The organism is Mycobacterium sp. E2989 (assembly GCF_001667595.1).
Lineage (GTDB): Bacteria > Actinomycetota > Actinomycetes > Mycobacteriales > Mycobacteriaceae > Mycobacterium.
Window position 1 is genome coordinate 25,284 of the sequence record NZ_LZJX01000007.1, and the last position, 22,470, is coordinate 47,753.

The window sequence follows — 22,470 nt, forward strand, 5'->3', positions numbered from 1 at the left end:
ACATTGAAATATAGCGATATCAATATGAATCGGCGGCTACAGCGTCTTGGTGACCTTCTCCGTCTCGATCCGGCGCGCCAGCGCCGACGCGTCGGGGTTGGCCACCTGTACCAGCGACCCGCCGGCGGCCAGTATCGCCAGCAGGCCGTCCACCAGGTCGTCGGGTCGCGTCCAGGATGCGGTGCACAGCACCCGGTCGCGGGGGGTCAATTCCCTTGCGGCAGCCGATCTTTCGCAATCGGCCAGCACCTCGTCGACTGATCGCCCTTCGAGCGCGGGGCCGGGACGGCTTTCGGGAACGATCTGGTCGCCGTGCACCCGCACGGCCGTGGCGTAGTCGGTGACGCCGATCGGCAGGTCGCCGGCGGGGCGCCCGAACGGATCCAGCGACAGCACCGCCACCTCGGCGGCGCCCAGCTCGTCCGCCTCGTCCAGCCGGTCGGCGGTGCACAGCGCGACGTCGGCCGGGCCGTGCGCCCCGAGGACCGCCTCGGCGCCGACCCACCACACCCCGAACAGCACGGCCGCGGTCTGCCAGTGCGCCGGCAGCAGGATAGCGACCCGGCTGCCCGGCCCGGCGCCCAGTTCGTCGCGCAACAGGTTGCCGGTCTTGGCGGCCCAGTTGGCCAGCGTCACCGCCGACAACTCGATGCGCTCGCCGGTCGCGTCGTCGTAGTAGGTGATGCGCGGGCCCACCGGGTCGGCCCGCAGCATCGGGTCGAGGATCGCGGCGGAGAGCGTGCTCAGTTGATGCACTCGGGCTTGTCGGAACCGGCCGTCAGGATCGGCGACGGCGCCGGGACGTTCGGGTCGGCCGCCACCGAACCGACGTTGGACACCCGGGCCGGCATCACCGAGCCGGTGCCGGAAAGCCCCGAGCCCGGCCCGCTGTAGTCGTTGCCCAGCACCACCCGCACCGAGCCCGGCGCCAGCGACGGATCCGCGACCACCGGCAACCCGCCCAGCTCCTTGGCCACCTCCTGGGCGCCCAGGTCGTCGGTCTTGGCGGCGCGCACCTGGCTGCCCTTGACGTGGCCGCCGTCGTTGTTGCCGACCGTGCCCGCGCCAAATCCCTTGGCGGTCAACACCTGTGAGACCGCCGACGCCAGCCCGTTGATGTCGGTGTCGTTGACCACGCTGGCGGTGGTCTTGGCCGGGGTGTAGGCGATCTCCTCGGTCTTGCCCTGCTCCTGCTCGTGCAGCAGCCCGCTGACCCAGTCGGCGACCTGGTGCGGGTCCACCCGCACCACGCTTTGCATGCCGTCGTCGCTCCAGCCGGCGCCGTCGAGCACCGGGATGGTGGCGAACGCGACGTTGCCGCCGGCCAGCTTCTGCATCTGCTGGACGAAGTCCATCACGTCCCAGCCCGACGAGATCACCACCGAGCGCTGCACGGCCGCCTCCAGCCGCTTCAGCGTGGTGGGGCTGGACAGCGTCTTGCCGGAGATGACGCGGTGGGCCAGCGAGGCCATCACCACCTGCTGACGCACCACCCGGTCCAGGTCGCCGCGCGGCAGCTCGTGGCGCTGCCGGACGAAGCTGAGCGCCTCCGGCCCGTCGAGCCGCTGCTGGCCGGCCGGGAAGTCGGCGCCCGAAAGCGGTTCGAACACCGGCTCTTTGAGGCAGACGTCGACGCCGCCCAGCGCGTCGGTGATCAGGGAGAAGCCGAGCAGGCCGATCTCGGCGTAGTGGTCGACGGTGACGCCGGTGAGGTCGGCGACGGTCTTGATCAGCGCCTCGCGGCCGGCCTCGGTGCCTTGTGCCGCGGCGTCCGCGGCCGAGTCGCCGGCCTTGACCAGGCTGGTGCGCTTGGCCTCGCGGGCCTGGCCGTAGACGCCGTTGATCTTCGTCTTGCCCAGGCCCGGCGCGGCGACGTAGGAGTCGCGGGGGATCGAGATGGCGGTCGCCGACTTCCCGTTGTTGGGGATGCGGATCAGGATGATCGTGTCGGTGTTGGTCGCCTCCTCGTCGCCGACCCGCAGCGAGGCCAGCTCGTCGGCGGACAGCGGGTTGCCGTGGGCGTCGGTGCGGCTGTCGAGGCCCACCAGCAGGATGTCGATCGCGCCGTCGTCGCCGCCCTTGCCCAGCGAGGGTGCGGACATGTGGAAGATGCCGTCCTCGAACGAGCGGACGTTGCTCCACGCCAGCCCGGTGCCGAGAACGACGACGAGCGTGAGCGCAGTGGCAATCACACGAACCACACGTTGCACAGGCATCCCACTAGATTACTTGCGGCACACGTGCTTCGTGGGTAGCGAAGCCCCGCGCGCCCCGGGCGTTCGCCCGCGCTTTCCCGGGCATGCCAGACTCAAACCATGTCGAGCAGGATTGTGATCGCCGGCGCCGGTGGGCAGCTGGGCGCCCATTTGCGCGCGCTGGCGGCCGATCAGGAGCGGGACGTGCTGGCGCTGACGTCGTCGGAGTGGGACATCACCGACCCGGCCGCCGCCGAGCGGATCATCGAGCGCGGCGACGTGGTGATCAACTGCGCGGCGTACACCGACGTCGACGGCGCCGAGAGCGACGAGGCCGGCGCCTACGCCGTCAACGCCGAGGGCCCCGAGCACATGGCCAAGGCTTGCGCCGGCGCCGACGCCCGGTTGATCCACGTCTCCACCGACTACGTGTTCAACGGCGACTTCGGCGGCGCGCAGCCGCGCCCCTACGAGCCCGACGACCCGACCGCCCCGCAGGGCGTGTACGCCCGCAGCAAGCTCGCCGGCGAGCGGGCCGTGCTGGCGGCGCTGCCCGAGGCGGTCGTGGTGCGCACCGCGTGGGTCTACACCGGCGGCACCGGCAAGGACTTCGTCGCCGTGATGCGCCGGCTGGCCGCTGGTGACGGCCCGGTGCGGGTGGTCGCCGACCAGATCGGGTCACCGACCTACGTGGGCGACCTGGCCGCCGCGCTGCTGCAGGTCATCGACGACGACGTGCCCGGGCCCATCCTGCACGCCGCCAACGAGGGCGCGGTGTCCCGCTTCGAGCAGGCGCGCGCGGTGTTCGCCGAATGCGGCGCCGACCCGGAGCGGGTGCAGCCGGTCAGCACCGCGGAGTTCCCCAGGCCGGCGCCGCGCCCGCCCTACACCGCGCTGTCCGGCCGGCAGTCCGCCGCGGCCGGGCTGCGACCGTTAAGGCCCTGGCGCCCTGCGCTTGTCGCGGCGCTGGCGGCCGCTCGACCGTTACCCTCTACGCGTGACTGACGTTCTGCCGGTCGTGACGGTGACCTACTCACCGGGCCCACACCTCGAGCGCTTCCTGGCCTCGCTGTCGCTGGCCACCGAGCGGCCGGTGTGCGTGCTGATGGCCGACAACGGCTCCACCGACGGCACCCCGCAGGCCGCCGTCGAGCGGTACCCGAACGTGCGGCTGTTCCACACCGGGGCCAACCTCGGCTACGGCACCGCGGTGAACCGCGCGGTCGCGCAGCTCGCCGAGTCGGCGGACGTCGACGCCGACTGGGTGATCGTGGCCAACCCGGACGTGCAGTGGGGGCCGGGCAGCATCGACGCCCTGCTGGACGCCGCCGCCCGCTGGCCGCGGGCCGGCGCGCTGGGCCCGCTGATCCGCGATCCCGACGGCTCGGTTTACCCGTCGGCGCGCCACCTGCCCAGCCTGGTCCGCGGCGGCATGCACGCGGTCGTCGGGCCGTTCTGGAAGCGCAACCCGTGGACGGCGGCCTACCGCCAGGAACGGCAGGAGCCCAGCGAGCGGGTGGTGGGCTGGCTGTCGGGCTCGTGCCTGCTGGTGCGCCGGTCGGCCTTCGGCCAGGTCGGCGGGTTCGACGAGCGCTACTTCATGTATATGGAGGACGTCGACCTGGGTGACCGGCTCGGCAGGGCCGGCTGGCTGAGCGTCTACGTGCCGTCGGCCGAGGTGCTGCACCACAAGGGCCACTCCACCGGGCACGACCCGGCCAGCCACCTGGCGGCACACCACCAGAGCACCTACCTGTTCCTGGCGGACCGGCATTCGGGCTGGTGGCGGGCGCCGCTGCGGTGGACGCTGCGGGCCTCGCTGGCGCTGCGCTCCCGCCTGATGGTGCGCGGCGCGCTGCGCGACCGGAGACGCAAACTGGCGGAAGGGCGGCGCTCACATGGCTAACCCCCAGGTCGATGCCGTGGTCCTGGTCGGCGGCAAGGGCACCCGGCTGCGGCCGCTGACGCTGTCGGCGCCCAAGCCCATGCTGCCCACGGCCGGGCTGCCGTTTCTGACCCATCTGCTGTCGAGGATCGCCGCGGCGGGCATCGAGCACGTCATCCTGAGCACCTCGTACCAGGCCGCGGTGTTCGAGGCCGAGTTCGGCGACGGGTCCAAGCTGGGCCTGCAGATCGAATACGTCACCGAGGAGCGGCCGCTGGGCACCGGGGGCGGCATCGCCAACGTCGCCGGGCACCTGCGGCACGACACCGTGATGGTGTTCAACGGCGACGTCCTCGCCGGGTCCGACCTCGGCCAGATGATCGAGTTCCACCGGGCCCAGCAGGCCGACGTCACGTTGCACCTGGTGCGGGTGGGCGACCCGCGGGCCTTCGGCTGCGTGACCACCGACGAGGACGGCCGGGTCACCGCCTTCCTGGAGAAGACGCAGGACCCGCCGACCGACCAGATCAACGCCGGCACCTACGTGTTCGCCCGCGACATCATCGACCGGATCCCGCGGGGCCGCGAGGTGTCGGTGGAACGCGAGGTGTTCCCGGCCCTGCTCTCCGATCCGGACGTCAAGGTGTGCGGCTACGTCGACGCCAGCTACTGGCGCGACATGGGCACGCCGGAGGACTTCGTCCGGGGCTCGGCCGACCTGGTCCGGGGGATCGTGTCGTCGCCGGCCCTGCACGGCCACCGCGGCGAGCAGCTGGTGCACGACGGCGCCGCGGTGTCACCGGGCGCGGTGCTGGTGGGCGGCACCGTCGTCGGGCGGGGCGCCGAGATCGGCCCCGGCGTCCGGCTGGACGGCGCGGTGATCTTCGACGGCGTCAAGGTCGAGGCCGGCAGCGTGATCGAGCGCTCGATCATCGGCTTCGGCGCGCGCATCGGGCCGCGGGCGCTGATCCGCGACGGCGTGATCGGCGACGGCGCCGACATCGGGGCGCGCTGCGAGCTGCTGCGCGGCGCCCGGGTGTGGCCCGGCGTCTCGATTCCCGACGGCGGGATCCGCTACTCGTCCGACGTGTGAGGCCGCATCCTCTCGAACGTCACGCTGGCGTAGCGCTCGACGCCGACGGCCGCGCTAGCGTGACGCTCGGCCCGTCGCGCGGGCGACGAGGTACGCCAGCGCGTGGTCGCTGCCGTCCGGCAGCGCGTCGGCGGGCCACCACCGCAAATCGTCGGATTCGTCGCTGATCGCGATCCGCGCGCCGGGCGGTGCGTGGGCCACGAACTGCAGGTCCAGGTGCCGGGTGGGTACGCCCAGTGAACAGGTGACCGGGTGCACGTGGATGGCGGCCAGCTCGGGCTCGATGCGCAGACCGGTGACGCCGGACTCCTCGGTGGCCTCCCGCAGCGCGGCGGCGACGATGTCGCCGTCGTCTTCGTCGCAGTGGCCGCCCAGCTGCACCCAGCGGCCCACCCGCGGGTGCAAGGTGAGCAGCACCCGGTCGCCGGTGTGGTCGACCACCAGCGCCGAGGCGGTGACGTGGCCCGGCACGCACTCGCGCCGGCAGGCGTCCGGTCGGGCGAGCACGAAGGCCAGCACCGCGTGCCGCAACGAATCCTGGGCCGCGTCGGGCGCCCGCCAATCGGTCAGCAACGCGATCACCGACTCCCGCACGCTCACCGGGAACCCCGCCGTTTCCGGCGATCCCGCAGCGACGCCCAGGCCGCGCGGCAGTCCGCCACCGCCTCGGGCCGCAGCCCCAGCCCGTCGATCAGCACGTGGCGGTCGACGAGGTCGAGCGCCTTCTCGATCTCGTTGGCCTTCAACAACACATCGACGTCGCCGGCGAGGCCCGGGCCGGCGAGCGCCGGTGGGGGAATGGGCAGCTGCTCGGCTTCGCGGGGTTCGAGCTCCAGGATGCCCCCGCCGTAGCTGCGGCCGATGATCTCGGCGAAGGCGAACGTCACGCTGTTGTGGAAGACGGCGGCCAGCGCGGTCGCGTCTTCGAAATCGGAGCCCGCGCTCAGGCGCAGCCGGTGCACGGTGTCGGTGCTCGTCGCGGCGGCGGCGTTGACGGTCAGGCGCGGCGCCAGGTGAATCTGTCGCAGCAGGAACAGATCCGGGACCCACGGCGACGGCGTGGTCCACCACGGCTTGCGGATCGAGCATTTGTAGCCCCGGTGCACGCCGGCGGACTCACCGGCCCGGATGTGTGCGATCAGCGCGGGGTCGTCCGGCTCGCGCGGCGCGTCGAGCAGCCAGGTCCGTCGCCCGGCCGCGACATCGCCTGCCCGGCAATCGGTGTCGTAGACCAGTCCGGACAGCTGCGCGCTGCGCGACACGAGCGGGACGCAGTGGGGGAGCAGCCCGAGTTCGCGGGCCTGCGCGTCGGTGAAGGTGAAGAAGCTGTTGCGGCCCGTCACGATGCCCACGTCCACCGCGGCGACCGACCCGAGCCGGGTCAGGGCCGGCGATCGCTTGAGCGTGCGCAGCAGCCGGATCGCGGCCGGGTCCAGGAAGTACTTGGTCCACTTCTCGTTTTCGTGCAACAACGCGGGAGCCGCCTCGACGTCGAAGTCCGCGTCCGCGAGCGCGTCGGCGCCGGCGAGGTGGACCGTGCGGATGCGCGCCGGCCCGGCGCCGGCGACCCCGCAGAACAGCACGACCTCCTGCAGGATGCCGTCGAAGATCAGGCGCTCGAACGTGACCAGCGTGATGTCGGCGAAGCGGCCCAGCAGGAACTCGCGCAGCTGCGCGGCGTAAGAGACCTGGAGCAACTCGGCGGGCAGCACCAGCCCCACCCGGCCGCCCTCGCGCACCAGGATCGAGCTCGCCACCACGAAGGGGACCCACGCGTTGGTCAGCCGGGTCGGCCGCAAACCCGCGCGCCTCATCAGTTCCAGCGCGGGGTCGCGCTGCTCGGGCGCCCAGTTGCCGAACCGGATGTAGGGCGGATTCCCCGCGACCCCGTCCCAGCCGCCCGGCTCGGCCGCGGGGAGCCAGGCGAACAGGTTCGCGGCGTCGACGGGGGCGAATCGGCACGCCTTGGCCGCCTCTGCGGGCACCAGCTCGACGCCGCGCGCCCCGCCGCCGAGGGCGGCCAGCTCGCGCAGGATCGCGCCGTCGCCGCAGGAGGGTTCCACGATGCGCGGGCCGGCTTCGCCGACCCAGCGGGCCAGGAACCGGGCCACCGGCGCGGGCGTGTAGTAGCCGCCGCGGACCTTGTCGGCGGACGCCGCCGGCTTGCCCGCGAATCTCATGGGCCGATTATCGCCGACGGACGCCGCTCACTTGCGGATCAGCAAATCCCCGGGGTCCACCGCGTCGCGCGGCCCGGCGGTTTCCTCCGGGTAGCCGATCGCGATGGCGCCCAACGGCTCCCAGTCGGCGGGCAATTCGAGCTCGGCGCGCACCAGGTCGGCGGCGAAGATCGTCGAGCCGATCCAGCAGCTGCCCACCCCCCGCACTGCCAGCGCGACCAGCAGCGCCTGCACGGCCGCCCCGACCGCGACGGTGAACATGGTGTGCTCGGCCTCGGTGCGGGCGGCGTCGGGATAGGAGTGCGCGCCGTCGGGGACCAGCATCGGGATGACGACCTCGGGTGCGTCGTAAAGGATCTGGCCGCGCGCCACCCGGCGCTCCACCGAGTCGGCGGGCCGGCCGTCACCGGAAAGGTCGGCGCGCCACTTGTCTTTCATGCGGTCCAGCAACCGGATCCGGGCGTCGCGAGCCCGCAGCCAGACGAACCGGACCGGGCGGGTGTGGTGCGGGGCCGGGGCGGTGAGGGCCTCGGCGACGGCGGCTTCGATCAGCTCGGGCGCCACCGGCTCGGCGCTGAACCGGCGCACCGATCGGCGCAACAGCTGGGCCTGCCGCCGGCCCAGGTCGATGGCCTCGGCGGTGCCCAGCCAGAACAGGTCCTCCTCGCCGGGCCGCAGCAGCTGCCGCGCGGTCGAGCCGTCGTCGCTCACCGTGAGGCCGCGCACCACGGCCACCGGCATGGCGGTCAATTTCCCCTTCACCAGATCGGCCGCCGCCGCCACCTCGTCGGCGACCGCGATCTCGGTGACCACCAGCTCGTTGCCGTGCCGGTCGACGGACCCCGAATAGCCGTGCAGCACAGCCAGACCGGACGATCCCACCGCCGCGTCGATCTGGCCGTTGCGCCAGGCGCGGCCCATGGTGTCGGTGATGACGACGGCGACGTCGACGCCGAGCAGCCGGGCCAGCCCGGCGCGCAGGGCCGCGGCGCTGCCGTCCGGGTCGAGCGGCAGCAGCGCCAGTTCGTCGCGGCCCACGTTGGATCCGTCCACGCCCGCGGCGGCCTGGATCAGGCCGATGCGGTTCTCGGTGATCAGGGTGCGCCCCTTGCGCGCCAACACCCGCACCGCCTCGTCGTCGACCAGTTTGCGGCGGAGTTGGTCGCGCTCCTCGGCGTCCTGCGGCGCCGGCACCAGCCGGCCCTCGCACTTGGACACCACCTTGCTCGTCACCACCACGACGTCGCCGTCGCGCAGCCAGGGGGCGGCCGCGGCCAACGCCGCGCTCAGGTCGTCGCCGGGCCGGAATTCGGGCAGCCCCGCGACGGGCAGGATTTCGATCGCCGCGGCCGTGCCGTGTTCGGTCACGCCGTCACGCCCGCAAGCTCGAGCCCCGCGGCGACCATCTCGGCCGTCGCCTTGGGATCGGTCATCAACAGCGGAACGGCGGTCACCGCCACGCCGTCGATGTCGGCGTGATCGCCTTCGTGCACCAGCCAGCAATCGAGGATTCCGGTGCCGCGGCGCGCGCCGTAGTGCCGGCCGACCGCCTCCGCGGTGGATGGGACCCCGATGACCGACAGGCACGCATCGGCCATGCCGCGCAATGGCTTTCCACCGATGATCGGCGAGTAGCCGACGACCGGGGCGCGCGCCGAGCGCAGCGCGGAGCGGATGCCGGGGACGGCCAGGATGGCGCCGACGCTCACCACCGGATTGGACGGCGCCAGCAGGATGACGTCGGCGTCGGCGATGGCCGCCACCGCTTCACTTGTGGCGGAGGCCTTTTCGGCGCCGATGAAGGCGAAGCTGTGGGTGGGCACGTCGGCGCGGTAGCGCACCCACCACTCCTGGAAGTGGATGGCCCGCCGGTTGCCGTCGTCGGGATCGGTGATCACCACGTGGGTCTCGCAGCGGTCGTCGCTGGCCGGCAGCAGACGGGCGCCGGGTTGCCAGCGGTCGCACAGCGCCGTGGTGATCTGTGACAGCGGGTAGCCGGCGTTGAGCATCTGGGTGCGCACCAGGTGGGTGGCGATATCCCGGTCGCCGAGACCGAACCAGTCCGGTTGCACGCCGTAGCGCGCCAATTCCTCTTTGGCGTGCCAGGTTTCGTCGCGGTGACCCCACCCTCGCTCCGGGTCTACGCCTCCACCTAAGGTGTACATGCAGGTGTCCAAATCCGGGCAGACCCGCAGTCCATGAATCCAGGCGTCGTCGCCGATGTTGACGATGGCGTTGAGTTCGTGGTTGCTGGTTCCCGCATCCGGGTGCCGTTGCGTTTCGAACTGACCGAGCCCGAGCAGCTGTTGAACCCCCAGCAGGAAGCGGGCGCCGCCAACCCCACCGACCAGAACGGTGACCTTCACTTGGACGACAGTACTGCCCGGCGACCGTGCGGTGTCGGGGCCGTTACGCGGCCCTTAAGCATAGTTGCGGGCGGTGTGATCGACACGCCGAATGCGCAAAACAACGGAAACGCCGTAATTCGGTCACGAGATGGTATGGAAATGCGCCGTAATGCTTGACCCGGCAGGTCAACCCGTGTCTAATCACAACAGTGTCATTTCCCGGTTGGCCGGCCGGTTCCGGTGTCGCAGACCGAGATTCGATCACTTGTTCGAATTGTCTGTACACATCAGAAAAGTGGGAACCACTCACTCTCTCAATCAAACTGAGGAGGCGGACGACCGTATGTCTTACGAACATCTTCGAGGAGTCATGGCGAGCACGCCGCACACCCCCATCGCTTCGGCGCCGGCCCTGCCCGCGCGGCCGCACCTGACCGTGGTTCCTGATGCGCCAGTCGCATTCGAGCCCGAGCCGATGCCGATGCCCGTTGCGGACCAGTGGCAGGACCGGGCGCTGTGCGCCCAAACGGATCCCGAGGCCTTCTTCCCGGAGAAGGGCGGATCCACCCGCGAGGCCAAGAAGATCTGCCTGGGGTGCGAGGTGCGTCATGAGTGCCTGGAGTACGCCCTGGAGCACGACGAGCGCTTCGGCATTTGGGGCGGTCTCTCCGAGCGCGAGCGTCGGCGCCTCAAGCGCGGCATCATCTAGCGCGCCCGCGCCGCCGGAGTTTATTCGTCGTCGATCGTCGGGTCGATGACCGACGGTTCGACATCGAGGTAGATGGCCACCTGGGCCACCAAGATTTCGTGCAGTAAATCACCGAGCTCGACGGTGTCCTTGGCCCGTCGTTCAATCGGCTTGCGGAACAAGACAATTCGTGCCCGCGTGGCGTTGCCGCGGACGTCGACGCCGGCCGGGATCAATCGCGCCAGCGGGATCGGCCCGTCGGCGATCACCTCCGGCGGCCACTGCACGCTGTCGGGATCCTTGGCCGCGATGCGGGGAATCTCGTCGACCGCCACGTCCATCTCGGCCAGCCGGGCCTGCCAATGTCGTTCGATCGGTTCGTAGGCCTCGAGCACCGCCATGTCGAACCGCTCGGCCCGGCTGCGCCAGCCCGGCACCGTCGGCGGCAGCAGCGGACCGCGCACATCGCGGCCCCGCCGCGACGACCGGTGGGAGGCGAACCGGCCCGGAGACCGGCCCCTGTGCGGGGAGCTGCGCGAATCGCCCACGGGCCGATGGTAACGGTTGCACATCGGGCGCCGAGGCGTTGCGCGTGTCCGGCGCTTCCCGGACGTTTGCGCACGATAGCCTTTCGGCGTGAACGTTCCCCGTCGCTGTTGTCGGCCCGGGTGTCCGCACTACGCCGTGGCGACCTTGACGTTCGTCTACTCGGACTCGACGGCGGTGGTCGGCCCACTCGCGACCGCGCGGGAACCGCATTCGTGGGACCTGTGCGTCGGCCACGCCGGCCGGATCACCGCTCCCCGCGGGTGGGATCTCGTGCGCCACGCCGGCCCGCTCTTCACCGAGCCGACCCATCCCGATGAGGACGACCTGGTCGCCCTCGCCGACGCGGTGCGCGAGGGCGCTCCCGGCGAGCGCGGCGCGGCCTACGGCACCGGCGCGCCCCGCAACGGATTTGACGGCTTCGGCGATCCGCTCGTCCATCACGGCGGGTCGCAGGCCACCGCGCCCAGCAGCAGTGTGCTGGCGCCGCCCGAGCATCGTTCCGGCCGGCGCCGCGGGCATCTGCGGGTGTTGCCCGACCCCAGTGACTAGCCGTTCCGGCGTCGCGGGCAATCCCCGCGCACCACTGCGGTCCCGTGTTTCCTCCGGGCCGATAGGCTGACGGCCAAGAGGCGAAGGAACGAAGCAATTCCAAGGCGTCAGGAGGCCCCCGCATGTCTCGGCTCGCCGCGACTGTGCATCGTGTCGTCAAGGCGTACGACGTGCGAGGGCTGGTCGGCGAGGAGATCGACGAGCCTCTGGTCACCGCGTTGGGGGCGGCCTTCGCCAAGCTGATGCGCGGCGAGGGTGCTGGGCGGGTGGTGATCGGCCACGACATGCGGGACAGTTCGCCGGCGCTGGCCGAGGCCTTCGCGGCCGGGGTCCTGGGCCAGGGCCTGGACGTGGTGCGGATCGGCCTGTCCTCCACGGATCAGCTCTACTTCGCCTCGGGGTCGCTGGACTGCCCGGGCGCGATGTTCACCGCGAGCCACAACCCGGCGGCCTACAACGGCATCAAGCTTTGCCGCGCCGCCGCCAAGCCGGTCGGCGCCGAGAGCGGCCTGCGCGCGATCAGCGAGGACGTCATCGCCGGGGTCGAGCCCTACGACGGACAACCCGGAACCGTCACCGACCGCGACGTGCTCGACGACTACGGCGCGTTCCTGCGCTCGCTGGTGAACACCTCGGGGCTGCGGCCCCTGCGGGTCGCCGTGGACGCCGGCAACGGCATGGCCGGTCTCACCGCGCCCGCCGTGCTCGGCGCGATCGACTCGATCACCCTGCTGCCGTTGTACTTCGAGCTCGACGGCTCGTTTCCCAATCACGAGGCCAACCCGCTGGATCGGGCCAACCTGGTGGACCTGCAGGCCTACGTCCGCGAGACCGGCGCCGACATCGGGCTGGCCTTCGACGGCGACGCCGACCGCTGCTTCGTCGTCGACGAACTCGGCCGCCCGGTGTCGCCGTCGACGGTCACCAGCCTGGTGGCCGCGCGGGAACTGGGCCGGGAGATCGGCGCCACCATCATCCACAACGTCATCACCTCGCGGGCGGTGCCGGAGTTGGTGACCGAGCGCGGGGGCACGCCGCTGCGCTCCCGCGTCGGGCACTCCTATATCAAGGCGATGATGGCCGACACCGGCGCCATCTTCGGCGGGGAACACTCGGCGCACTATTACTTCCGTGACTTCTGGGGCGCGGACTCCGGGATGCTGGCGGCGCTGTACGTGCTGGCCGCCCTCGGCGAGCAGGACCGGCCGTTGTCGGAGTTGACCGCCGACTACCAGCGCTACGAATCGTCCGGCGAGATCAACTTCACGGTGTCCGACGCCGCGCTGTGCACCGAGGCGGTGCTCAAGTGCTTCGGCAGCCGCATCCACTCCATAGACCACGTGGACGGGGTGACCGTAGACCTCGGCGACGGCAGCTGGTTCAACCTGCGCAGCTCCAACACCGAGCCGCTGCTGCGGCTCAACGTGGAGGCGCGCAGCACCGAGGACGTCGACGCGGTGGTCGCCGAGGTCAGCGCCGAGATCCGCGGCCAGTCCGCCCCCGCGGAGGCCGCGACGTGAACGCCGTGCGGGCGATCGATCTCGAGGACACCGAGGGCCTGCTCGCCGCCGACCGGGACGGCCTGCTGCGCTCGGCCTCGTCGGCCGGGGCGCAGGTGCGCGCCGTCGCCGCCGCCGTCGACGAGGGCGCGCTGGACCCGCTGCGGTCCGACGACCGGCCGCGCAGCCTGATCTGGGTCGCCGGCCGCGGGGCCGCCGAGGCCGCCGGCGCCATGGTGGCCGCGACGGTGGCCGGTGCCGCCTCCGAGCCGATCGCGCTGACCGCCGAGGTGCCGCCGTGGATCGGCCCGCTCGACGTGCTGGTGGTCGCGGGCGACGACCCCGGCGATCCCGCGCTGGTCAGCGCGGCCGCCACCGGGGCGCGCCGCGGGGCGCGCGTCGTCGTCGCCGCGCCGTACGAGGGCCCGCTGCGGGATTCCACGGCGGGGCGGGCGGCGGTGCTGGCCCCGCGGCTCCCGATCCCCGACGAGTTCGGGTTGTGCCGCTACCTGGCCGCCGGCCTGGCCGTCGTGCAGGCGGTGGACCAGCGACCCAGCATCGACCTGCGGGCGCTGGCCGACGAGCTGGACGCCGAGGCGCTGCGCAACAGCGCGGCCCGCGAGCTGTTCACCAACCCGGCCAAGACCATCGCCGCGCGCCTGGCCGGCCGGCAGGTCGCGTTGACCGGCGACTGCGCCGCCACGCTGGCGCTGGCCCGGCACGGCAGCTCGGTGCTGCTGCGGGTGGCCCATCAGGTGGTCGCCGCCAGCGGGCTGGCGGACGCCGTCGTCGCGCTGCGCGCCGGGGGGCCCGGCGGCCTGCCGGATCCCGCCGACGCGATCTTCCACGACGAACAGATCGACGGGCCGCTGCCCCAGCGGCTGCTGGTGCTGGCCCTCACCCTGTCCGCCGAACAGACGGTGGTGGCCGCCCGGACGGCCGGGCTCGACGACGTGTACCTGCTGGCCGCCGAGGACGTGCCCGACGGACCCGGCGGCTCGGCCGGCTCGACGGTTGCGCCGAAGTTGGGCGGTGCCATCAGCGCCGAGCAGCAACTGGCAGTATTGGCCGTTCGACTGGAGATGGCCGCGGTTTACGCGCGCCTGGCGCGGGGATAGATAGAACAGTGGAACTGCTTCGCGGGGCGTTGCGTACGTACGCCTGGGGATCGCGTACCGCCATAGCCGAATTCACCGGGCGTTCGGTACCGGCCGCCCATCCCGAGGCCGAGCTCTGGTTCGGCGCCCACCCCGGCGACCCGGCCTGGCTGGAAACGGACGCGGGCGAGATATCTTTGCTCGACGCCCTGGTCGCCGACCCGGAGGGCCAGCTCGGTCCCGGCGCGCGGGCCCGGTTCGGTGACGTGCTGCCGTTCCTGGTCAAGGTGCTCGCGGCCGACGAGCCGCTGTCGCTGCAGGCCCACCCGAGCGCGGCGCAGGCCGCCGAGGGTTACCTGCGGGAGGAGCGGCTGGGCATCCCGCTGACCTCCCCGGTGCGCAACTACCGCGACACGTCGCACAAACCCGAACTGCTGGTGGCGCTGCAGCCGTTCGAGGCGCTCGCCGGATTCCGCCAGGCCTCGCGCACCATCGCGCTGCTGCGGGCGCTGGCCGTCTCCGACCTCGACCCGTTCATCGACCTGCTCAACGACCAATCCGACGCCGACGGCCTGCGCGCGCTGTTCACCACCTGGATCACCGCGCCGCAGCCCGACATCGACGTGCTGGTGCCCGCCGTGCTGGACGGTGCCATCCAGTACATCAGCTCCGGGGCAACGGAATTCGCCGGCGAGGTGAAGACGGTGCTGGAGCTGGGGGAGCGCTACCCCGGCGACGCCGGCGTGCTGGCGGCGCTGCTGCTGAACCGCATCACGCTGGCCCCGGGCGAGGCGATCTTCGTGTCGGCGGGCAGCCTGCACACCTACCTGCGCGGCTTCGCGCTGGAGGTGATGGCCAACTCGGACAACGTGTTACGCGGCGGCCTGACCCCCAAGCACGTCGACGTCCCCGAGTTGTTGCGGGTGCTGAACTTCACGCCCACCACCGAGGAACAGGTGCGGGCCCCGATGCGCCGCGAGGGTTTCGGCCTGATCTACGAGACCCCGGCCGACGAGTTCGCCGTCGCGCTGCTGGAGCTCGACGGTGAGTATCTGGGTCACGAGGTCGACGCGTCGTGCAGCCACGAGGGCCCGCAGATCCTGCTGTGCACCGAGGGCTGCACGACCGTGCACGGCAAGTCCGGATCGCTGACGCTGCAGCGGGGGATGGCCGCGTGGGTGGCTGCCGACGACGCCCCGATCCGGCTGGTCGCGCGCGAGCCCACGAAGTTGTTCAGGGCGACCGTAGGGCTGTAGGATTGCGCCCGCGGTCGCCACGGACCGCCTGACGGCGCTCGTCCAGCCACAGCCGCATGTTGTGCGCGATGGTCCGCCCGACGATGCGCGGCGGCGGAACCATGTAAAGGCTGTCCAGCAGCGAGAACCGCCGCAAAAACCATTCCGCCAGAACGGGATCGGTCTCCGCGGCCCCCAGGAACTGGTCGAACAGCGCGCCGGAGGGCCGCCACCACCACGGGGCGGGCTGCTTCGGCTCGGCGTGGTGGAAGGTGACGTCGCCGATGGCGTTCATCGTCCAGACCGGGAACGTGCTCTTGGCCGTCGCCCGGCTCAGCGCGGCGGCCACCTCGTCGTCGGGCAGCTGCAACGCGCGGCGCAGATGCCCTGCCTGCAGCGAGGTCATCGTCATGCCCTGTCCGAAGGTGGGGTTGAAACTGGCCACGGCGTCTCCGAACGGAAGGATGCCGGCGGGTAGGCGGTCCAGCTTGTCGTAGCGCCGCCACTTGCTGGCCGGGAAGGCGTGGAATGCCGGCTCGCCGATGGGGTCGGCCTGCTTGAGCGCCGCGTTCACGTGCGCCGGCACCAGCTCCTCGGCCAGCTCCAGCATCTCGGGAAAGGTTTGCGGCGGTTTGACATTCGCCACCCCGAAGGTGGTCAGCACCCAGGTGCCGTCCTCGTAGCACAGCATGCCCAGCCCCAGCGACTTGTCGTGCGAGGCGCCGGCGACCACCACCTTCTCCGCGATCAGGCCGTCGGGGATGCGGAACTGCTGGGTGGCGTAGTAGATGCCGATGTCGAGGACTTCCTCCGTCGGGCGCTCGTAGCCCCACTGGGTCAACCACACCGGCAGCCGCGTGCCCCGGCCGGCCGCGTCGACGACGAGGTCCGCGGCAACGAATTCCGGCTCCCCGCCGCCGTCGCCCGCCGGATCCAGCAGCACCCCGGTCACCCGCTGACGCACCGGGTCGAACCGCGGTTCGGCCACCGAGCGCCGCGCGATGGTGACGTTGGCGGTGTCCTGGACCCGTTTGCGCAACTGCCACTCCAGGTGCGGGCGGCTGGGCACGTAAGCGGTGAATTCGTCGCGCAGGGTGTGCCCGGTCCCGAGCACGTGCCCGGCGGCGCCGAGGTGGATGCAATCCGGCCGGTTCTCCAGCATGGGCACGCCGGCGGCGACCATGTCTTCCAGCAGGCCGGGGAACAGGCTCTCGAACTCCATTGCGCCACGGGCCATCAGCATGTGCAGGTGCCGGTCCTGGGGGACGGTCGCGCGGTTCGACGGCGTGCTCGGCAGCTCGTCGCGTTCGTAGACGGTGACACGGGCATAGGAGTCCGAGAGCACCCGCGCGGCGCACAGGCCGGCGATGCTCGCTCCGATGACCACCGCGTGGTCCCTGGTGTTTGCTTTGGTGTCCGGCATCTCGGCAGAGTACCCAGTACTGTGACGGACCAATGGGTCCCACTCGTTGGGAAAGGGCGGCGGATGGCCAATCGATGGCGCATGAAGTCGGTCGAACAATCGATCGCTGACACCGACGAGCCAGACACCCGGCTACGCAAGGAGCTGACCTGGCTGGACCTGGTCGTCTTCGGGGTGGCCGTGGTGATCGGCGCCGGAATCTTCACGGTGACCGCGTCCACCACCGGCGACATCACCGGCCCGGCGATCTGGATCTCGTTCGTGATCGCGGCCGTCACCTGCGCGCTCGCGGCGCTGTGCTACGCCGAGTTCGCCTCGACCCTGCCGGTCGCCGGCAGCGCCTACACCTTCTCTTATGCCACCTTCGGCGAGTTCCTGGCCTGGATCATCGGCTGGAACCTGCTGCTGGAACTGGCCATCGGCGCGGCGGTGGTGGCCAAGGGGTGGTCGAGCTACCTGGGCAACGTGTTCGGGTTCGCCGGCGGCACCAGCCAGTTCGGGTCGGTCAACCTGGACTGGGGCGCCCTGCTGATCGTCGCCGGGGTGGCGACCCTGATCGCGCTGGGCACCAAGCTGTCGTCCAGGTTCTCCGCGGTGATCACCGGCATCAAGGTGTCGGTGGTGCTGCTGGTGGTCGTCGTCGGAGCCTTCTATATCAAGGCCTCCAACTATTCGCCGTTCATTCCCAAGCCCGAGGCCGGGCACGAGGCCTCCGGCGTCAACCAGTCGGTGCTGTCGCTGCTGACCGGGGCGCACAGCAGCCACTACGGCTGGTACGGCGTGCTGGCCGGCGCCTCGATCGTGTTCTTCGCGTTCATCGGGTTCGACATCGTCGCCACCATGGCCGAGGAGACCAAGCGGCCCCAGCGCGACGTCCCGCGGGGCATCCTGGCGTCGCTGGCGATCGTGACCGTGCTCTACGTGGCGGTGTCGGTGGTGCTGTCCGGGATGGTGTCCTACACCCAGCTCAAGACCGCGCCCGGCCACAAGCCGGCGAACCTGGCCACGGCGTTCACGGCCAACGGCATCAACTGGGCCAGCAAGATCATCGCCATCGGGGCGCTCGCCGGACTGACCACCGTGGTCATGGTTCTGATGCTCGGCCAGTGCCGCGTCCTGTTCGCGATGGCGCGCGACGGCCTCCTGCCGCGGCAGCTGGCCAAGACCGGTTCGCGCGGCACCCCGGTGCGCATCACCGTGCTCGTCGCGATCGTCGTGGCCGCGACGGCCTCGGTGTTTCCGATCGCCAAGCTCGAGGAGATGGTGAACGTGGGCACGCTGTTCGCGTTCGTCCTGGTCTCGGCCGGCGTCGTCGTGCTGCGACGCACCCGCCCCGACCTGGAGCGCGGCTTCCGGGCGCCATGGGTGCCGGCCCTGCCGATCGCGTCGATCTGCGCCTGCGTGTGGCTGATGCTCAACCTCACCGCGCTGACCTGGGTGCGGTTCGGCGTCTGGCTCGTGGTGGGCACCGCGATCTACGTCGGCTACGGCTACCGGCACTCCGTGCAGGGCACGCGCGACGCCGGGCATCCCGACAAGGAACCCGACCCCGACGCGACTTCCACCGCGGCATAGGCCGGCGGGCGCCGGCGGGCGCAAATCCAGCTCGTCCGGTGTGCGCGCCGGGCCTTGCGCGTGCGCGTGCGGCATTCGCGGTGCGTCCCGGGCGAGAAACGGGCCCGGTCCGCGACCTCACTGCACGTTCGACGCCGTGGCCGCACGCTCAAATCAGTTTACAAAATAGTGCTCTGTGTCTAGACACGAGACGGACGAGTCGATATTGTCAACCTCAAGCGTGGTGTGACTCACAAGGAGGTTTGGCATATGACCACAGTCGAACGGCAGGTAAACCCGGAAGCGGCCGAGCCGCCCGTCTGGCGGGACAAGAAGCGGCGCCTCTGGCTGATGGGACTGATCGCCCCGACGGCGCTGTTCGTGATGCTGCCGATCGTCTGGGGGCTCAACCAGCTCGGCTGGCACGCCGCCGCGCAGGCGCCGCTGTGGATCGGGCCGATCCTGGTCTACGTCCTGCTGCCGATCCTGGACCTGCGCTTCGGGCCCGACGGGCAGAACCCGCCCGACGAGGTGATGGAGCAGCTGGAGAACGACAAGTACTACCGCTACTGCACCTACATCTTCATCCCCTTCCAGTACCTCAGCGTGGTCTTCGGCGCGTACCTGTTCACCGCCTCGAACCTGAGCTGGCTGGGCTTCCCGGCTGGCTCTGACGGCCCGCTGGGCTGGGCGGGCAAGCTGGGCGTGGCGCTGTCGGTGGGCGTCCTCGGCGGTGTCGGCATCAACACCGCCCACGAAATGGGCCACAAGAAGGACGCGCTGGAGCGGTGGCTGTCCAAGATCACCCTGGCGCAGACCTGCTACGGCCACTTCTACATCGAGCACAACCGCGGCCACCACGTGCGGGTGTCGACGCCGGAAGACCCCGCGTCGGCCCGCTTCGGGGAGACCTTCTGGGAGTTCTTGCCGCGCAGCGTGTTCGGCAGCCTGCGCTCGTCGCTGCGGCTCGAGGCCCAGCGCCTGCGCCGCCAGGACAAGAACCCATGGAACCCGGCGACGTATCTGTCCAACGACGTCCTCAACGCGTGGCTGATGTCAATCGTGTTGTGGGGCGTGCTGATCGCGGTCTTCGGCCCGGCGCTCATCCCGTTCGTGATCATCCAGGCCGTCTTCGGCTTCAGCCTGCTCGAGGCCGTCAACTATCTGGAGCACTACGGGCTGTTGCGGCAGAAGAACGCCAACGGTCGCTACGAGCGTTGCGCGCCGGTGCACAGCTGGAACTCCGACCACGTCGTCACCAACCTGTTCCTGTACCACCTGCAGCGGCACAGCGACCACCACGCCAACCCCACTCGCCGCTACCAGACGCTGCGCAGCATGGAAGGCGCGCCCAACCTGCCGAGCGGCTACGCGTCGATGATCTCCCTGACCTACGTGCCGCCGCTGTGGCGCAGGGTGATGGACCACCGGGTGCTCGAGCACTACGACGGCGACATCACCAAGGTCAACATCCACCCGCGGGTGCGCGAGCGGGTGCTGGCGCGCTACGGGGCGTCGGCATGACCGCCTACCGCTGCCCGGGCTGCGACTACACCTACGACGAGGCGAAAGGCGATCCGCGGGAAGGCTTTCCCGCGGGCACGCCCTTCGGCGACATCCCCGAAGACTGGTGCTGCCCGGATTGCGCGGTGCGCGAAAAGATCGATTTCCAAGAAATAGGAGCCATCCGATGACCGATTACAAGCTCTTCATCTGCGTGCAGTGCGGGTTCGAGTACGACGAGGCCAAGGGCTGGCCCGAGGACGGCATCGCGCCCGGAACCCGTTGGGACGACATCCCCGACGACTGGAGCTGCCCGGACTGCGGCGCCGCGAAATCCGACTTCGAAATGGTGGAGATAGCCCGGTCGTGATCGGCACCGGCGCCGCAGTGAAAGCGGCTATTGTCGCGCCTGTGAAGCGGATGCCCTACCCCGAGGCGTCGCGCGTCCTGCTGCGCGACTCGGTGCTGGACGCGATGCGCGAACTGCTCGGCAGCCGCGACTGGTCCGCCATCACGCTGTCGGACGTGGCCCGCGCCGCGGGCATCAGCCGGCAGACCATCTACAACGAATTCGGCTCGCGGCAAGGCCTGGCGCAGGGATACGCCCTGCGCCTGGCCGACCGGCTGGTCGACGCGGTCGGAGGCGCGATCGACGCCAACGTCGGCAACATCTACGAAGCGTTTCTGCAGGGTTTTCGCGCCTTCTTCGCGGAGTCGGCGGCCGACCCGCTGGTGATCTCCCTGCTGACCGGCGTCGCCAAGCCGGACCTGCTGCAGATCATCACCACCGACAGCGGTCCGATCATCACCCGGGCGTCGGAGCGGCTGAGCACCGCCTTCACCCAGAGCTGGGTGGCCACCAGCGACGAGGACGCCGGCGTCCTGGCGCGGGCGATCGTGCGGCTGGCGATGAGTTACGTGTCGATGCCGCCCGAGGCCGATCTGGGGGCACCTCCCGCCGAAGGCGGGGGAGACGTGGCGGCGGACCTGGCGCGGCTGATGACGCCGTTCGCCGAGCGGCACGGCGTCGTCAACGTCCCCTGACGCCGGGCCGGGGCCGCCGACTACAGTGGCGCAAGAGCGGATACCTAAGCTAAGTAATCCGCTTGGAACCCAAGCCGCAGAAGGAATGAGAACTTTTATGACGACGACCGAAAGCTCGCTGACCGCCGACGTCCGCAACGGCATCGATTTCAAGGTCGCCGACCTGTCGTTGGCGGAATACGGTCGCCGGGACATCGAGCTCTCCGAGCAGGAGATGCCGGGTCTGATGTCGCTGCGCCGCGAGTACGCCGAAGTGCAGCCGCTCAAGGGCGCGCGGATCTCGGGCTCGCTGCACATGACCGTGCAGACCGCGGTGCTCATCGAGACCCTCGTCTCGCTGGGTGCGCAGGTTCGCTGGGCGTCGTGCAACATCTTCTCCACCCAGGACCACGCCGCCGCCGCGGTGGTCGTCGGCCCCTACGGCACGCCAGAGGAGCCCAAGGGCGTCCCGGTGTTCGCCTGGAAGGGCGAGACGCTCGAGGAGTACTGGTGGGCGGCCGAGCAGATGCTGACCTGGCCCGACGAGCCGGCCAACATGATCCTCGACGACGGCGGCGACGCCACCATGCTGGTGCTGCGCGGCGCGCAGTACGAGAAGGCCGGCGTGGTGCCGCCCGCCGAGGCGGACGACCCCACCGAGTGGAAGGTCTTCCTGGAGCTGCTGCGCAACCGCTTCGAGACCGACAAGGACAAGTGGACCAAGATCTCGGAGTCCGTCAAGGGCGTCACCGAGGAGACCACCACCGGCGTGCTGCGGCTCTACCAGTTCGCCGCGGCCGGCGACCTGGCCTTCCCGGCGATCAACGTCAACGACTCGGTGACCAAGTCCAAGTTCGACAACAAGTACGGCTGCCGGCACTCCCTGATCGACGGCATCAACCGCGGCACCGACGTGCTGATCGGCGGCAAGAAGGTGCTGGTCTGCGGCTACGGCGACGTGGGCAAGGGCTGCGCCGACTCGGTCAAGGGCCAGGGCGCGCGTGTCGTCGTCACCGAGATCGACCCGATCAACGCGCTGCAGGCGCTGATGGAGGGCTACGACGTCGAGACCGTCGAGGACGCGATCGGCACCGCCGACATCGTCATCACCGCGACCGGCAACAAGGACATCATCACCCTCGAGCACATGAAGGCGATGAAGGACTACGCCGTGCTGGGCAACATCGGCCACTTCGACAACGAGATCCAGGTGGCCCAGCTGGAGCGCTCCGGCGCCACCAAGACCAACATCCGCCCGCAGGTCGACGTGTGGACGTTCCCCGACAGCGGCAAGTCGATCATCCTGCTGTCGGAGGGCCGGCTGCTGAACCTGGGCAACGCCACCGGCCACCCGTCGTTCGTGATGAGCAACAGCTTCTCCAACCAGGTGATCGCCCAGATCGAGCTGTGGACTAAGAACGACGAGTACGACAACGAGGTGTACCGGCTGCCCAAGCACCTCGACGAGAAGGTGGCCCGCATCCACGTCGAGGCGCTCGGCGGCACGCTGACCAAGCTGACCAAGGAGCAGGCCGAGTACATCGGCGTCGACGTCGACGGCCCCTACAAGGCCGACCACTACCGCTACTGAGGTAGCGCTTTCTCGCCGAACGTCACGCCAGCGTGGCGTCCGGCGTCGAGTGTCACGC

Annotated in this window: 22 protein-coding genes; 14 read left to right on the forward strand and 8 right to left on the reverse strand. The window is 70.6% G+C overall.

What is annotated here, in order from left to right; all coding sequences use genetic code 11:
• Positions 1 to 36 precede the first annotated feature (36 nt).
• Together A5680_RS01995 and A5680_RS02000 are read right to left on the reverse strand one after the other, a co-directional pair.
• Positions 37 to 756 carry a TIGR03089 family protein gene (locus A5680_RS01995; protein WP_197499715.1) on the reverse strand — a complete coding sequence of 240 codons (720 nt, stop codon included), beginning with the start codon at positions 754 to 756 and terminating at the stop codon, positions 37 to 39.
• Complete coding sequence (locus A5680_RS02000; protein ID WP_067815564.1) at positions 744 to 2,216, reverse strand: LCP family protein; 1,473 nt, start codon at positions 2,214 to 2,216, stop codon at positions 744 to 746. The genes A5680_RS01995 and A5680_RS02000 overlap by 13 nt, the downstream gene beginning before the upstream one ends.
• Before the next feature lie 99 nt (positions 2,217 to 2,315).
• Between A5680_RS02000 and rfbD the strand changes: the two genes are divergently transcribed.
• The 3 genes from rfbD to A5680_RS02015 are packed head-to-tail and all read left to right on the forward strand — an operon-like array spanning position 2,316 to position 5,173.
• Positions 2,316 to 3,200, forward strand: coding sequence for a dTDP-4-dehydrorhamnose reductase (gene rfbD, locus A5680_RS02005; RefSeq protein ID WP_067815567.1), 885 nt, complete (start codon positions 2,316 to 2,318; stop codon positions 3,198 to 3,200).
• Positions 3,193 to 4,101, forward strand: a complete 909-nt coding sequence (locus tag A5680_RS02010; protein ID WP_055399121.1) for a glycosyltransferase family 2 protein — start codon at positions 3,193 to 3,195, stop codon at positions 4,099 to 4,101. The genes rfbD and A5680_RS02010 overlap by 8 nt, the downstream gene beginning before the upstream one ends.
• Positions 4,094 to 5,173 (forward strand): sugar phosphate nucleotidyltransferase, encoded by a 1,080-nt coding sequence (locus A5680_RS02015; protein ID WP_055399119.1) that lies wholly within the window; start codon positions 4,094 to 4,096, stop codon positions 5,171 to 5,173. The genes A5680_RS02010 and A5680_RS02015 overlap by 8 nt, the downstream gene beginning before the upstream one ends.
• Before the next feature lie 54 nt (positions 5,174 to 5,227).
• Here A5680_RS02015 and A5680_RS02020 read toward each other — a convergent pair whose 3' ends face one another.
• From A5680_RS02020 to cofD, 4 genes are read right to left on the reverse strand one after another with little or no spacing between them, the layout of a single operon-like run.
• Positions 5,228 to 5,773, reverse strand: coding sequence for an NUDIX hydrolase (locus tag A5680_RS02020; RefSeq protein WP_067815570.1), 546 nt, complete (start codon positions 5,771 to 5,773; stop codon positions 5,228 to 5,230).
• On the reverse strand, positions 5,770 to 7,353 hold the full coding sequence (locus A5680_RS02025) for a class I SAM-dependent methyltransferase (protein ID WP_067815573.1): 1,584 nt from the start codon (positions 7,351 to 7,353) through the stop codon (positions 5,770 to 5,772). Before A5680_RS02025 ends, A5680_RS02020 begins: the two co-directional genes overlap by 4 nt.
• Positions 7,354 to 7,380: 27 nt before the next feature.
• On the reverse strand, positions 7,381 to 8,721 hold the full coding sequence (locus A5680_RS02030; RefSeq protein ID WP_055399113.1) for a coenzyme F420-0:L-glutamate ligase: 1,341 nt from the start codon (positions 8,719 to 8,721) through the stop codon (positions 7,381 to 7,383).
• On the reverse strand, positions 8,718 to 9,719 hold the full coding sequence (cofD, locus tag A5680_RS02035; protein ID WP_055399111.1) for a 2-phospho-L-lactate transferase: 1,002 nt from the start codon (positions 9,717 to 9,719) through the stop codon (positions 8,718 to 8,720). The genes A5680_RS02030 and cofD overlap by 4 nt, the downstream gene beginning before the upstream one ends.
• Positions 9,720 to 10,071: 352 nt before the next feature.
• Between cofD and A5680_RS02040 the strand changes: the two genes are divergently transcribed.
• Entirely contained in the window at positions 10,072 to 10,410 is a 339-nt protein-coding gene (locus A5680_RS02040) for a WhiB family transcriptional regulator (RefSeq protein WP_055399109.1), read from the forward strand.
• A gap of 20 nt (positions 10,411 to 10,430) precedes the next feature.
• Here the strand turns inward: A5680_RS02040 and A5680_RS02045 are convergent, their stop codons facing one another.
• A complete protein-coding gene (locus A5680_RS02045; RefSeq protein ID WP_067815575.1) occupies positions 10,431 to 10,853 on the reverse strand; it encodes a metallopeptidase family protein in 423 nt (140 codons plus the stop codon).
• A gap of 172 nt (positions 10,854 to 11,025) precedes the next feature.
• On the opposite strand from A5680_RS02045, the gene A5680_RS02050 reads away from it, so the two are divergent.
• The 4 genes from A5680_RS02050 (at position 11,026) to manA (ending at position 15,339) form a co-directional block, all read left to right on the forward strand.
• Positions 11,026 to 11,487 (forward strand): DUF3499 domain-containing protein, encoded by a 462-nt coding sequence (locus A5680_RS02050; RefSeq protein ID WP_082970233.1) that lies wholly within the window; start codon positions 11,026 to 11,028, stop codon positions 11,485 to 11,487.
• Between the two features lie 122 nt (positions 11,488 to 11,609).
• Entirely contained in the window at positions 11,610 to 13,007 is a 1,398-nt protein-coding gene (locus tag A5680_RS02055) for a phosphomannomutase/phosphoglucomutase (protein ID WP_067815581.1), read from the forward strand.
• On the forward strand, positions 13,004 to 14,104 hold the full coding sequence (locus A5680_RS02060; RefSeq protein ID WP_055399102.1) for a hypothetical protein: 1,101 nt from the start codon (positions 13,004 to 13,006) through the stop codon (positions 14,102 to 14,104). The genes A5680_RS02055 and A5680_RS02060 overlap by 4 nt, the downstream gene beginning before the upstream one ends.
• 8 nt (positions 14,105 to 14,112) lie before the next feature.
• The gene (gene manA / locus A5680_RS02065; protein ID WP_067815584.1) at positions 14,113 to 15,339 is read left to right on the forward strand and encodes a mannose-6-phosphate isomerase, class I; all 1,227 of its coding nucleotides are present in this window, start codon (positions 14,113 to 14,115) and stop codon (positions 15,337 to 15,339) included.
• On the opposite strand, the gene A5680_RS02070 is transcribed toward manA, so the two are convergent.
• Positions 15,317 to 16,705, reverse strand: coding sequence for an NAD(P)/FAD-dependent oxidoreductase (locus tag A5680_RS02070; RefSeq protein WP_197499716.1), 1,389 nt, complete (start codon positions 16,703 to 16,705; stop codon positions 15,317 to 15,319). The genes manA and A5680_RS02070 overlap by 23 nt on opposite strands.
• A 99-nt stretch (positions 16,706 to 16,804) precedes the next feature.
• Here A5680_RS02070 and A5680_RS02075 point away from each other — a divergent pair, with 99 nt between their 5' ends.
• The 6 genes from A5680_RS02075 to ahcY all read left to right on the forward strand — a co-directional run bounded on the left by A5680_RS02075 (position 16,805) and on the right by ahcY (position 22,412).
• Positions 16,805 to 18,316: an APC family permease gene (locus tag A5680_RS02075; RefSeq protein WP_067815590.1), complete on the forward strand. Its 1,512-nt coding sequence runs from the start codon at positions 16,805 to 16,807 to the stop codon at positions 18,314 to 18,316.
• Between the two features lie 249 nt (positions 18,317 to 18,565).
• The gene (locus A5680_RS02080) at positions 18,566 to 19,819 is read left to right on the forward strand and encodes an alkane 1-monooxygenase (RefSeq protein WP_067815594.1); all 1,254 of its coding nucleotides are present in this window, start codon (positions 18,566 to 18,568) and stop codon (positions 19,817 to 19,819) included.
• Positions 19,816 to 19,989 (forward strand): rubredoxin, encoded by a 174-nt coding sequence (locus A5680_RS02085; RefSeq protein WP_067815597.1) that lies wholly within the window; start codon positions 19,816 to 19,818, stop codon positions 19,987 to 19,989. The genes A5680_RS02080 and A5680_RS02085 overlap by 4 nt, the downstream gene beginning before the upstream one ends.
• The gene (locus A5680_RS02090; protein WP_055399090.1) at positions 19,986 to 20,168 is read left to right on the forward strand and encodes a rubredoxin; all 183 of its coding nucleotides are present in this window, start codon (positions 19,986 to 19,988) and stop codon (positions 20,166 to 20,168) included. Before A5680_RS02085 ends, A5680_RS02090 begins: the two co-directional genes overlap by 4 nt.
• A gap of 50 nt (positions 20,169 to 20,218) precedes the next feature.
• Positions 20,219 to 20,842, forward strand: coding sequence for a TetR family transcriptional regulator (locus A5680_RS02095; protein ID WP_055399178.1), 624 nt, complete (start codon positions 20,219 to 20,221; stop codon positions 20,840 to 20,842).
• A 97-nt stretch (positions 20,843 to 20,939) separates the two neighbouring features.
• Positions 20,940 to 22,412, forward strand: coding sequence for an adenosylhomocysteinase (gene ahcY, locus A5680_RS02100; protein ID WP_067815603.1), 1,473 nt, complete (start codon positions 20,940 to 20,942; stop codon positions 22,410 to 22,412).
• Positions 22,413 to 22,470 lie beyond the last annotated feature (58 nt).